This is a genomic window from Variovorax sp. E3 (assembly GCF_016082275.1).
Classification (GTDB): domain Bacteria; phylum Pseudomonadota; class Gammaproteobacteria; order Burkholderiales; family Burkholderiaceae_C; genus Variovorax.
Genome location: NZ_MOWM01000024.1, coordinates 1 through 11,636 on the forward strand (window position 1 = coordinate 1; position 11,636 = coordinate 11,636).

Below are 11,636 nucleotides of genomic sequence, written 5' to 3' on the forward strand. Positions count from 1 at the left end.
GCGGGCGCCGGCGGTGCGCCGACCGGCAGGAAGGGCACGCCTCCACCGCCGCTGCCGCCGCCACCACACCCGCTCAGCACCGCGATGCCCACCGCGCTGAGCGCAAACCTTCTCCGATCCATGACCGATCTCCTCGTTGATTCTTCTGAATACCGTTGTTCTTGACCGGCGCGCCGATGGCGGCCTTGGGGCGCCGATTGGGCCGGTTCCCCAGCCTTTGGACAATCACGAGAAATGGGTAGAGCACGGCGTATGCGCCGTGCTGCGTAACCCGTTCATGGGATTGACGCTGCCGGCCCCACGGCGACACTGGGCCCGCAAAAAACAATCCCGGAACGCGCCCGCCCCTTCGTCGGCGGGCGCTTCTTCGAGCGCCCCCACCTTTGATCTCACCACCCATTTCCGTCGACCTGCAAGGCGGCTGGTCCTGCTCGTTCCATTTCAAGCAGGGCGCCAGCGGCGGCTATGCCGGCGTGGCCGAGATCGCGCTGGACGGTCTGCGGCATGGGGAGCTGGTCATCATGGATCAGCCCACGCTCGCCGCCGCCGTGGCGCGTGTGAAGCTGCGCGCGAGCCAGTTCGTCAGCGTGCGGTCCGTGGGCGGCGCGCACAAGCCGTGGCGGCAGCGGCCCGAAGCGCAAAAGTAATATCGGGCCTCATCAAAAAAACGGAGGCAGGCATGGGCCGGATCCTTTTCCTTGGCGTCGTCATGGCGACCGCCGCATGCGCGGCATTCGCCCAAGCACCGCGCAGCAAGCCGTTTCCGCCCGGCGTGGTGGGCATCATGCGCATCGACGCGGGCACCGACTACGTGTTTCTCGACCGGCCGACCACCATCGGCGGCGAGTGCAAGGGGTGGAAGGCGGTGTCGATCCAGGCGCCGGGCCCGGCGGGCTCGGGTCTGACCCAGGTCATGTGCTGGAAGGAATCGAAGGGTCTGCTGCTCACCGCAACCGCCGACAAGGTCACCCCGCAAACACCGTCGATGGACGTGATTCGCTGAGGCAACTGGCCGGGCGGCTCAGGCCTCAGGCCTCACGCCGTGAGCAAGCGCTTTTTCGACGGCGAGGCCGGCAGCCGCGCAGCCGCCCGCACCGGTCCTGCGCCCGCCGTGCGCGCCGGCACCCATTCCGCATCCACGGCGGCCTTCTCGCCGTCACCCGGCAACACGAACTGGCTGATCAGCCCGTCAAGGTTGCGCGCCTGGTCGCGCAGGCCCTGCGACGCGGCGGCCGACGCTTCCACCAGCGCCGAGTTCTGCTGCGTCATGCGGTCCAGCCGCGACACCGCCGCGTTGATCTGGCCGATGTCCTGTGTCTGCGCCAGCGTGGCCACCGTGATGTCGCTCACCGTGCCCGCCACCTGCTGGATCGACGCCATGATGCGGCCCATCGTCTGCCCCGCGCTGTCGGCCAGCACCGTGCCGGCCTCGATGCGCTGCACGGAGTTCTCGATCAGCCCCTTGATCTCGCGCGCCGCCGCGGCCGAGCGCGTGGCCAGCTGCCGCACCTCCGCCGCCACCACCGCGAAGCCGCGCCCCGAATCGCCGGCGCGCGCGGCTTCCACCGCCGCGTTGAGCGCGAGGATGTTGGTCTGGAACGCGATGCCGTCGATCACGCCGATGATGTCCGCCATCTTGTGCGACGCGCGGTGAATGTCCTGCATCGTGCCGACCACTTGCGACACCACCTCGCCGCCTTGCGCCGCCACCGCGGCGGCCGCGCCCGCCATGTGCTCGGCCTTGCCCGCGGCCTCGCTCGACTGCGCCACGTTGCGCATCACCAGCTCCAGCGCGGCCGCCGTCTGCTGCAGGCTCGACGCGGCTTCTTCCGTGCGCGCCGACAGCTCCGAATTGCCCTGCGCCATGTCGCCCGCGGCCACGCGCACGTTCTGCACCGACTCGCGCACGCGCACCACCAGCTCGCGCAGCGCGCCCTGCATCGCGCCCAGCGCCTGCAGCATCTGACCGGCCTCGTCGCGTGCGTGGCCCTCGATGTCTTGCCGCAGGTCGAGGCTGGCCACGCGCTGCGCCGTGTCTCCGGCCGCGCGAATCGGGCGGCTGATGCTGCGCACCAGCCACTGCGCCAGCACCGCGCCCAGCAGCAGCGCCGTGGCGCTGAACAGCACCAGCGCCAGCCGCGCCGACGCGCTGAGTTCGGCTATGCGCGTGCCCGCCGCGTCGATGGCGTCGCGCTGCGATTGCGCGAGCTTCGACACCGCAGCCAGCAGCGCGGCCGAGCCGGGCTGAAAGCGCTGCGAGTACACGTTGCGGATGCGCTCCGTGAGGCCGGAGTCGCGCGCCGCGATCAGCTCTTTCACGGCCGCCTTGAATTCGGTGCCGGCGGCTTCGGTCTGCGCGAGCAGCGCGCGGTCGGGCGCGGACTGCAGGCGCTGGTCGACCTGCTGCATCAGCGCGTCGTACGTCTGTTCGGTCGCCTGGATGTCGGCGGACAAGATCTCACCGACCTCGGGCTCCGAGCTCAGCGCCATCGCCTTGTAGCGCTCGGCGTTGATCGCTTGCAGCCGGTAGGCGTCGACCACCAGGCGTTCCGACACGCCGCTTTGCTGGATGGCTTCGCGCGTGGCTTCGTCCACCTTCGACAGCGACCAGATGCCGATGCCCGAGCCCGCGAGGGTCAGCAGCAGCACGACGCTGAAAGTGGCCAGCAGGCGGCGGCCGAGGATGTTGCGGGAGCGGGGAGCGCGCGGGTCGGTGGTGATGGTGGTGTTCACGGGCAAGGCAGGCCCCCGCCGTGAGCGGCCGGGAGCGGTGATGAAGAGAGCTGGGAACGTTCCCGCGACGGATTAGAGCGACGCCGTGTTACCGGGCATTGACGGTTCCGCGTGCGGGGGGGTTGGGCCCGCTTCTTTCTTCATGATTTCTTCAGCGTGCGGTGAGGGAGGAGGGGAGCCGGCAGATCGCGCGGGCTCGGCCGCATGTCACAGTCACCAGCCAAAGAAGGTGCAAGGTGATTTGATCGTCGGTGACACCGTTGCATCGAATTTTTGTCTGTGCCAATGACCTGCCGGATTTGCACAAGCTCTCGTCTGGCTGGGCTCTACTGCGACAAGACCAGAGGTGCGATCGCGCTTCCACCGAGCGCCTGATACACCGTCACCTGGTTGATCAATATCTCCAGGTCATTGTCTATCACGGCCATCTCGGCGGCTCTCCGCGCCTCCTGTGCCAGGAGCCAGACTCTCAGCGGTTCAGCACCTGATTCGTAGCGTTCGCGGTAGAGGCGCTCGATCCTTGCCGCCCGAGCTAATTCCGTGCGCGATGCATCTGCCTGATAGCGCAACTGTTCGCGCGAGGACAAGGCGTTTTCAACGTCGCTCAGCGCGCGATAGAACATCTGGCGAAAGCTATTGCTGCGGCTTCGTAGGTGGCTTGAGATGCGTCGACACGGCTCTTGATCTGGCGCCACTCCAAGACAGGCAATACCAGGTTCGTGCCCAATGTTGCGACGGGGTTCCGTAGGAAAGTTGATAACGCCTTGCTGCTGGTACCAAGTGCGCCGGTCAAAGTGAGTGCGGGATAGAAGCTTGTCCGCGCGATATCGATGTTGACCAGAGCGCTGCGCAATCTCAGTTCGGCCGCGCGCAGGTCTGGTCGCCGGCCAAGCATTTGTGCGGGCAAGCCAGCTGCGATGTCCGGCGGTGCATCGACTGGGAGCGTGCGGCGTTCTGGATGGCGCGTTTCCGGTGACGCATCGAACAGCAGTGCCATCGCTCCGCGCGCTTGCTCCAATGCCTGGATCAACTTGCATGCGCCATTTGTTGTGAGGTGACCGAGCGCTCAGCCTCAAGCAACTCCAATGACGAGACCGCCCCGACTGTGCGCTGCAGTCGGACCAATTCCAGAATCTTGCCAGCATGCTGGAGGCTGTTTTCGCTGGCGGCGATGCGCTGATGCAAATTGGCGATGCGCCAGTACTGAATGATGGTGGTTCCCACCAGTGCGAGTGCTGCGCTATCGCGATCTTCCATCGTCGCCAGAACTTCCCATTCGGCCGCGTTGCGCTGGTTCGCGATCTTGCCCCAGAGATCCACCTCATAGCCAATCGTCCCTGTCAGCGATTGGTCGTTTGCTCTAGTGGTATCCCGCAATCCACGGAGATTGCGTTGGAATCTGTTGTTGGCATTTCCTGCAATGGAAATGGTCGGATTGACCGCTGCCACGCTGGCTTGCAGCTGCGCCTGTCGCACCCTGATCGCCGCGCCAGCCAAGTCTGCATTTGAGGCGAGAACTTGATCAATCAGCGAGTCGAGCAGTGGATCTTCGAAATCGTGCCACCACTTGTCCTTCAGGATAGTTTCACCGGCATTGGCGCTAGGCTGGTTTCGCCATGCAGATGGGATCGTCATGGAAGCCGGTTGAGGCGGTGCGAGCAGGGCCGCGCAACCCATGAGCAGGCTGCCTCCGAGCAAACCGGCGGCAATTGGCAGAAGGTTCATCATTCTCTTGCCAAGGCGTTGATCGGATCCAGGCGAGCAGCGCCGCGAGCCGGAAAAAATCCGAAGACGAGGCCGATCAAGGTCGAGCAGGCGCAAGCCATGGCGATGGCATCCAAAGAATAGTGCATCTGAAACTGGCTGCTCATGTTGGAAAACACAGCGCCGAAGCCGAATGCAACGACGATCCCCAATACGCCCCCGATCAGGCAGATCAAAACCGACTCGATCAGGAATTGCCTCATGATGTCCGCTTGGCGGGCCCCGACCGCGATGCACACGCCAATCTCCGCAACGCGCTCGGTAACCGATACCAGCATGATGTTCATGACGCCAATGCCGCCGACTACCAGGGAGATCACGGCAATCATCGAACCGAGCAAGGTCATGGTGGTTGTTGTCGATTCCACTGCCCTTCGGATGTTGTCGTTGTTCTGCACAAAAAAATCCGTGGCGCCGTGGCGCAGGCCGAGTAGTCGGGTCATGTCCTGCTCCGCCTCGAGCGTCGAAGCGCCATCGCGCACCCGTACCGCGATTGACTGCAATTGAGATTGCCCGATGATGCGAGTCAGTGCCGTGGTGAAAGGTATCCACAAGCTCAGAGTTCCATCCGGCATGTGCCCTTGGCTCTTCACGACGCCAATGACACGGCAAGGCACGTCGCCTAGCATCAGCACTTGCCCAATGGGATATCGACTCTTGCCAAGCAAGCTTTGTCGAGCGTTGTCGTCGATCACCACTTCTTGCATTTGGCGACGGACACCGTCCGAAGTGAACCCCGTGCCTGCCATCATTTGCAGGCCGTGTACTCGGAAATACTGTTCGCCGACACCTTTCAGCGAGGCATTGACCGAGACGTTGCGATATCGCACCGTTACCGCCGTCGCGACTTCCGGTGTCACGCTGTCGGCGTAGGGGCGTTGCGCAAGTGCCTCTGCGTCGTCGGCATCGAGCGTACGCAGGGCCTCCGCGTTCCTGTCGCCGTAGCCTCGTCCAGGATAGATCACGATGGTGTTCGTTCCGAGGAGCGCGATGCTTTCGAGAATCTTTCTGCGAGACCCCTCTCCGAGTGCGACAACCGAGACAACAGAAGCAATTCCGATGATGACACCCAGCATCGTGAGGAAACTGCGCAAGCGATGCGCGCGCATGGACAGCAGTGCCATCCTGCAAGCTTCCAGCAGAGAGCTTCCTATTGAGCGCCATGACACTGGGCGCGCCAAAGTCCTGTTCCCTTGCACGGCGACAGGTAGCTTGGCAGGCGTGTCGACGGCATGGTTTGGCTGCAACCGATCGGCAACGACTTCACCGTCGCTGATTTCGATGACGCGCTGCGCGTGTTCCGCGACGTGGAGATCATGCGTGACGATGATCACCGTGTGCCCTTCGGCGTGAAGCTTTTTCAGGATATGGATGACCTCCTGACCGTGATATCGGTCCAGCGCACCGGTGGGCTCATCCGCCAGAATCACATGCCCGCCGTTCATCAATGCACGCGCTATGCAGACGCGTTGCTGCTGGCCCCCCGACAGTTGGCCCGGTCGATGATGCGATCGGTTGCTCAACCCGAGCCGATCTAGCAGCGCTTGCGCTCGCTGACGTCGGGCAGAGGCCGATTGGCCGGCGTAAATGGCTGGAATGGACACATTGCCAAGAGCGTCCAAGTCTGGCAACAGGTGGTAGCGCTGGAAGATAAAACCGAAATGCTCGCGCCGCAGTCGCGCGAGATCGTCAGCAGACATCGCATTGGTTGCATTTCCAGCAACTTGGTAGCTGCCCGAAGTCGGTTGATCGAGGCAACCCAGGATATTCATCAAGGTCGATTTGCCCGAGCCAGAGGGACCGACCAGCGCCACCATTTCGCCGGCTTCGATCTTGATATTGATGTTGTTCAAGGCCATGACGGTGTCATCGCCCGACGAATAGTGTCGAGAGACTCCAGTCAATTCCAGCAGCGTCGACCTCATGTGCGGTGCGTCGCCGCTTGATCGAGGGGAGGAGTGGAGACGCCGCCGCTCTTGCCGATCACAACTTGCTCGCCCTCTTTCAAGCCTTCCAGCACTTCCACCATCACGTTACGGATTCCGATGCGCACCTGTCGCGTTGCTACGACGGGTTTCCCATTCAGAACCTTCATCACTTCGACCTGATACGACCCATCAGGGCCCATGTCACCCAGCGCGGCCACCGGAATCACAAGCGCATCCTTGGTCGCAGCGAGCACGATCGAGACCTGTACGGTCATCGCGATACGTAATCGATTGTCGATATTGGGAACATCGAAAGAGGCGCTGTAATACACAGGCGTCGCGTTGGCGCTCCTGTTGCCCTTGATATCACTTGCGATGGAGTCCGGGGCGAGATCAACCCCGTGCAGGTTGCTGGTAAAGCGGCGGTCTGGGTCGCTCAGCGTTGTGAAATGAACCGATTGCCCAACTTTGACGCGCGTAACGTCGGCTTCGGATATCTGCGCCTTGATTGTCATTGTGTCAAGCGCAGCAAGAACAACAATGGTGGGCGCCAGTTGAGTCGAATTGACCGTCTGGCCTTCCCTCGTCACTATCGCCACAACCGTTCCATCCATGGGCGCCGCGATCTGGCTGTATCCGAGATTGACCGTTTCTGTATTTACAGCGATTTTCGCTTGGTCAACTTGTTCCTTGAGGGAGTCGATATCAGCCATTGCAGTGGACAGGGCGGCCTGCGCTGTCTCGTAGCTTTCACGAGAACTCGCATCATGCTCTTGCAAGCGCTGTTCTCGCTTGAATTTCAACTGAATCTGGAGCACGCTGGCTTGTTTGGCGCGCAATTGGGCGCGCGTTTGAGCTAACGCGGATCGTGCCTTTTCTACAATATTCTGCTGCGTCTTGGCATCGATCTCGGCGATTAGTTGTCCCTTTCTTACAACGTCTCCAAGTGAAACTTTTAAAGACTTGAGTTGGCCAGATACTTGGGCGCCGACGTTCACCTGTTGCCGCGCTCCCACTGTTCCGCTGGCCAAGACCACTTCCTGTATCTCTGTGCGAATTACCGAAGTCGTCTGGTAGTTGATTTTTTCATTTTCGGAAAATGCAAAATTTACAGCACAAATTGCAAGAATCAAAATCGCAGAGAAAATTGAAAAAATGGTGGGTGCATTTTTTGGCGTTCGCATCTTCGTGCTGTCGGTCGTGGAGGCTGGGTGAATAGAAATTAACCATTGAGCACTCTCTTGCTGAAGAAGCACAGAATTTTCAATGGTTGAAAATTCTGTGCAAATGCGAGAATGGTTATGTATTCGGCAAGCGAATAATTACCAGGTCAGAACAGTAAACGGACCAACGCCGTTATAGCCTCCGCCTCTGTTGGGAAGGCTGCGAACCCAATTGAGACACATGATGCGCAAGTTGGCTCGAGCTGCCGGAACATCTGGTTCATTGGGATCAGGTAGGCCCATTGTCAGGAAGTTTTCGCAGAAATATCCCGCTAGTGCTTTATTTCCAGCGATCCCGTACGCAAAGGAAGTTTGATTGTTTGCGTAAAAGGCAGATGTATTTGCTTGTGAAAGCGCCATTGCACTTCCTCCGCTTGAAAGCATTGCGGCGGCCAAGATCGGAAAAAATAGTTTTTTAACCGTTTTCATTTGTTTTAACTCCCTTATTGGTTGACATAAAAATGTGCTGTGGATTTTTCCACCGCACGTTGTCATTTTGAGGTCTTGGAATTTACTATGCGTGCTGTTTCATCCACGATTGGGATCAATTTGTCTCACGCCGAATGGGGTCGACCAAGAACTGTCACTCGATAAAAGCGCGCATGCGAAAGACTTGATAAATTCATCTGGAGGGTGCGCTTAAAGTCAGCGGCACAGTTTCTCCAGCACGCTGTGTGGAAATGACAGGACGTATGGGGCATACGTCAGCGCAACGAATGCATCCATTCCCGAAACGATCGGATAGGCCTATTTAACGGAGCTTCATGTGGCCCATGGGGCATTGCTTGACGCCCCCGCGCGGAAACGGCCTCACTTGGCGTGTGGCCGAATTCAGTTTTATAGGCTCGGCTGAAACGCTTTTTCGTTGGTAAAACCATGACGCCAAGCGACCTCTGCGATGCGCGCTCTTGGAGCGAATGGATCTTCAAGAATAGATCGAATCCTGAGCAATCGCTTGCGTTGAATCTGTCGCGCGATACCACCCGACTCCTCAAAGAGTCGGTACAGCTTTGAGCGTGAAATGCCAATATCTCGGCAAATCAGACCCGCATTCAAATCGCAATTCAACAGGTTTTTTTCAATATAGGAGACCACTCTATTTCTGAGAATAGTATGCAATTCTGAATTGACCTGCATGAGAGTGTCTGGGGTGGGCGTAAGGCAAGCGCGCAGCATATTCAATGTCGCGTGGCGAACATGCAGAGTATCTTCATGGGCTAAGTTATCAAAATTTCTGGACAAACTACTAAAGTAATCTGAAAGAAAAATACCCATTCCACCAGTGACACTGCGACCATGGAGGGTCGCTACGTTGGAAGGCAGTAATTCGCGCGGCACTATTGCAAATATTGAGTTGCCTGTTGTAATTTTTAGCTCGAACGGTGATGCCATATCAAGCAGGCAAAAACTTCCTGCATTCACCATTCTTGTTGGCTCACTTGACTGAATATGAAATTCTGCGTCGCGCTGAAGGCGAAGATAATAGTGATCCAGATTGTCGTTGCGGATTTTTCGCAAGTTTCGACGTATCCCTTGATGAGCCTTTTGCTCTGGACGCAACCAATTTGCCTCGCCGAAGATCATGTCGCCTAGACGCGCAACAGCAACCTTGGAGTCATAAATAACTGTTGCAGTCTCAGGGGGTAAAAATTCGAATAACGGACTGCTATCAGCTCTCCACGCGTCGAATCGCTCTTTCGCGGGGAAATCGATTGTGGAGAAGCGGTAGATTGGCGCAGGCAAGGGGTGTCCCAGAGAGATCGCTGCTGCCACAGGGCGAGAAATTTATTCGACATGCGAGGCGTGCAGTGATGGATGTAAGGGTTTGCTTGCCGAAATGGAAAGCGCACCTAAAGTCTGGGGCACTCCTGGGCTGTACCGTTGCAAACAATAGTCAAACTCAGGCTGAGTAACTAATAAGCGCCAAAGAATGTGGAAAATTCACGGAAGCAAAGCGATGCACGCGCTGAGTATTATTTGGAAGATTCCTGCGGCAGTGTTTGTTAAACGAGATTCTTCTTTGTGAGCTGATAGAAACAAATTCATGAGCCTCTAATGGCTCGATGGATTTTCTGGGACGTAGATAAATGCAGTTCGCGATTGAAGGCCCACGAAGCGGCGCGGCGAACCGGTCAGCAATTTGCCATGAGCTGTTGAAATTCCGGCTTCCCGTCGGCACCCGCATGAAACCCCGGCAACACAAACTCCGCAATCTCCTCCATCGTCTCGTCCACCGGCCGCCGGTTGCGCCGCAGATGCAGCCCCACATGCTGCACACCCGCCGCATGCAGCGCGCTCAACTCCCGCACCAGCGCATGCCGCCCCATGCGCCCCCCAAAGCGATGCCGCTCCAGCGGTGCATCGGCATCATCTGCCAGGTCGAGGTGAATGAAGCTCACATACGGCTTGCGCTCACCCGCCACCGCGCGCCATTGCGCCGAGCGCCGCGCATGGTCTTCCGGCGTGCCGGGGTAGGCGAGGCAGCCGTCCATGTGCGCGCCGATCCAGTCGGGCGTCTGCTGCGCGAGGCCGGCCACCAGCAAGGGCAGCGGGTTGCGCGGACGCGGCAGCAGCTCGATGCCTTCGGGCAGGCTGGCCGCACCCCAGTCGCGCACCATCGCCACCTGCTCCCGAAAGCGCTCACCGCGCGACGCAAAGTCGCGCTCGAAGATCGGGTACTCCACCGGCCTGTCGCCGCTCGCCACGCCCATCAGCAAGCGCCCGTTGCTCAGGTGGTCGACCGTCGCGGCCGACTTCAGCGTGAGCACCGCCTCGCGCAGCGGCAGCACCACGGCCGCCGTGCCCTGCAAGATGCGCTCGGTCACGCCTGCCAGGTAGCCCAGGTAGCTGAACACCTCGAACACCTGCGCCGCGTCGCCGAAGGCCGGGTCGTACAGCGGCACGTCGCGTGCCCACAGCGCCCTGAAGCCCAGCCGGTCGGCCAGCTTCGCGAGCCGTGCGTGCTGCGCGATGTCGGGCACGCCGAAGGGGCGGCCCGCGTTGCGGCGGGCGGTGTCGCCCGAGGGCGACCAGTCGTTGTCCAGCGGCAGCTCGAGCCCGATGCTCGGGCCGCCGCCGTGCGATGCCACAAGCGATTCAAGCGCGGTGTGCATGGCGGCCGGCGCTTGCACGTTCAGTCCCAGGCCGGCGACAGGCCGGCCGGGTCGGTCAGGCGCTCGTTGCGGTCGAGTGCGGCCATCTGCGCCATTTCTGCGTCCGTCAAGCGCAGCTGCTGCGCCTTCAGGTTGCCTTCGAGGTTCGCGCGCTTCGTGGACGACGGAATCACCGCGTAGCCCAACTGCATCGCCCATGCCAGCACCACCTGCGCCGTGGTCGCGCCGTGCGCCTTGGCAATCGCCTCGATCACCGGGTCGGTGATGACCTTGCCGTAGGCCAGCGTCATGTAGGACGTGATGTGGATGCCCTGGCTCTTTGCGAACGCCACCACCTTGCGGTTCTGCAGGTAGGGGTGCAGCTCGATCTGGTTGGTCGCGATTTCCTTCGCGCCCACGGCTGCGATGGCTTCCTTCATGAGCGCGATGTTGAAGTTCGACACGCCGATCTGCTTCGTCAGCCCCTGCGCCTTGGCTTCGGCCAGCGCGCCCATGAACTCGGCCACCGGCACCGCGTTGCCCGGCGAGGGCCAGTGGATCAGCGTGAGGTCCACATGGTCCGTGCGCAGCTTGGCCAGGCTGTCTTTCAGGCTGGGCACGAGCTTGTCCTTGGCGTAGTTGTCGGTCCAGATCTTGGTGGTGATGAACAGGTCCTTGCGGGCCACGCCGCTTTCGGCAATGGCCTGGCCCACTTCGGCTTCGTTGCCGTAGATCTGCGCCGTGTCGATCACGCGGTAGCCCACGTCGAGGCCGTTCTTCACCGAGTCGATCACCACCTGGCCCTGCAGGCGGAAGGTGCCGAGGCCGAAGGCGGGAATGGTGTTGCCGTTGTTGGTGTTCATTGGATGGTTGTCCTTGTGCGTTGAAAAATGGAA

General features: G+C 60.3%; 12 protein-coding genes. 2 read left to right on the top strand and 10 right to left on the bottom strand.

Features of this window, described 5'->3' with window-relative positions; genetic code table 11:
• Window positions 1-383: 383 nt before the first annotated feature.
• The gene (locus BMG07_RS11365) at window positions 384-647 is read left to right on the top strand and encodes a hypothetical protein (protein ID WP_198084661.1); all 264 of its coding nucleotides are present in this window, start codon (window positions 384-386) and stop codon (window positions 645-647) included.
• A 32-nt stretch (window positions 648-679) separates the two neighbouring features.
• Window positions 680-1,003 (top strand): hypothetical protein, encoded by a 324-nt coding sequence (locus BMG07_RS11370; RefSeq protein ID WP_198084662.1) that lies wholly within the window; start codon window positions 680-682, stop codon window positions 1,001-1,003.
• A 32-nt stretch (window positions 1,004-1,035) separates the two neighbouring features.
• Here the strand turns inward: BMG07_RS11370 and BMG07_RS11375 are convergent, their stop codons facing one another.
• The 10 genes from BMG07_RS11375 to dkgB all read right to left on the bottom strand — a co-directional run bounded on the left by BMG07_RS11375 (window position 1,036) and on the right by dkgB (window position 11,603).
• Window positions 1,036-2,733, bottom strand: a complete 1,698-nt coding sequence (locus BMG07_RS11375; protein ID WP_307866935.1) for a methyl-accepting chemotaxis protein — start codon at window positions 2,731-2,733, stop codon at window positions 1,036-1,038.
• 326 nt (window positions 2,734-3,059) lie between these two features.
• Window positions 3,060-3,356, bottom strand: a complete 297-nt coding sequence (locus tag BMG07_RS41930) for a hypothetical protein (protein WP_269758860.1) — start codon at window positions 3,354-3,356, stop codon at window positions 3,060-3,062.
• Window positions 3,338-3,730, bottom strand: a complete 393-nt coding sequence (locus BMG07_RS41935) for a TolC family protein (RefSeq protein WP_269758861.1) — start codon at window positions 3,728-3,730, stop codon at window positions 3,338-3,340. The genes BMG07_RS41930 and BMG07_RS41935 overlap by 19 nt, the downstream gene beginning before the upstream one ends.
• Before the next feature lie 29 nt (window positions 3,731-3,759).
• Window positions 3,760-4,461, bottom strand: coding sequence for a TolC family protein (locus BMG07_RS41940; RefSeq protein ID WP_269758862.1), 702 nt, complete (start codon window positions 4,459-4,461; stop codon window positions 3,760-3,762).
• Window positions 4,458-6,422 (bottom strand): MacB family efflux pump subunit, encoded by a 1,965-nt coding sequence (locus BMG07_RS11385; protein ID WP_198084663.1) that lies wholly within the window; start codon window positions 6,420-6,422, stop codon window positions 4,458-4,460. The genes BMG07_RS41940 and BMG07_RS11385 overlap by 4 nt, the downstream gene beginning before the upstream one ends.
• On the bottom strand, window positions 6,419-7,681 hold the full coding sequence (locus tag BMG07_RS11390) for an efflux RND transporter periplasmic adaptor subunit (RefSeq protein ID WP_307866936.1): 1,263 nt from the start codon (window positions 7,679-7,681) through the stop codon (window positions 6,419-6,421). The genes BMG07_RS11385 and BMG07_RS11390 overlap by 4 nt, the downstream gene beginning before the upstream one ends.
• A 66-nt stretch (window positions 7,682-7,747) precedes the next feature.
• Window positions 7,748-8,077, bottom strand: a complete 330-nt coding sequence (locus tag BMG07_RS11395) for a hypothetical protein (RefSeq protein WP_198084664.1) — start codon at window positions 8,075-8,077, stop codon at window positions 7,748-7,750.
• A gap of 408 nt (window positions 8,078-8,485) precedes the next feature.
• Window positions 8,486-9,391 (bottom strand): hypothetical protein, encoded by a 906-nt coding sequence (locus tag BMG07_RS11400; protein WP_198084665.1) that lies wholly within the window; start codon window positions 9,389-9,391, stop codon window positions 8,486-8,488.
• 389 nt (window positions 9,392-9,780) lie between these two features.
• Window positions 9,781-10,761, bottom strand: a complete 981-nt coding sequence (locus BMG07_RS11405; RefSeq protein WP_198084666.1) for a TIGR03571 family LLM class oxidoreductase — start codon at window positions 10,759-10,761, stop codon at window positions 9,781-9,783.
• A 20-nt stretch (window positions 10,762-10,781) separates the two neighbouring features.
• Entirely contained in the window at window positions 10,782-11,603 is an 822-nt protein-coding gene (gene dkgB, locus BMG07_RS11410; RefSeq protein WP_198084667.1) for a 2,5-didehydrogluconate reductase DkgB, read from the bottom strand.
• Window positions 11,604-11,636 lie beyond the last annotated feature (33 nt).

Excerpts from the sequence above, each read along its gene's own strand:
- BMG07_RS11370 (WP_198084662.1), top strand. The coding sequence starts at position 680 with ATGGGCCGGATCCTTTTCCTTGGCGTCGTCATGGCGACCGCCGCATGC.
- BMG07_RS41930 (WP_269758860.1), bottom strand. The coding sequence starts at position 3,356 with ATGTTCTATCGCGCGCTGAGCGACGTTGAAAACGCCTTGTCCTCGCGC.
- BMG07_RS41935 (WP_269758861.1), bottom strand. The coding sequence starts at position 3,730 with ATGGCACTGCTGTTCGATGCGTCACCGGAAACGCGCCATCCAGAACGC.
- BMG07_RS41940 (WP_269758862.1), bottom strand. The coding sequence starts at position 4,461 with ATGATGAACCTTCTGCCAATTGCCGCCGGTTTGCTCGGAGGCAGCCTG.
- BMG07_RS11385 (WP_198084663.1), bottom strand. The coding sequence starts at position 6,422 with ATGAGGTCGACGCTGCTGGAATTGACTGGAGTCTCTCGACACTATTCG.
- BMG07_RS11395 (WP_198084664.1), bottom strand. The coding sequence starts at position 8,077 with ATGAAAACGGTTAAAAAACTATTTTTTCCGATCTTGGCCGCCGCAATG.
- BMG07_RS11405 (WP_198084666.1), bottom strand. The coding sequence starts at position 10,761 with ATGCACACCGCGCTTGAATCGCTTGTGGCATCGCACGGCGGCGGCCCG.
- dkgB (WP_198084667.1), bottom strand. The coding sequence starts at position 11,603 with ATGAACACCAACAACGGCAACACCATTCCCGCCTTCGGCCTCGGCACC.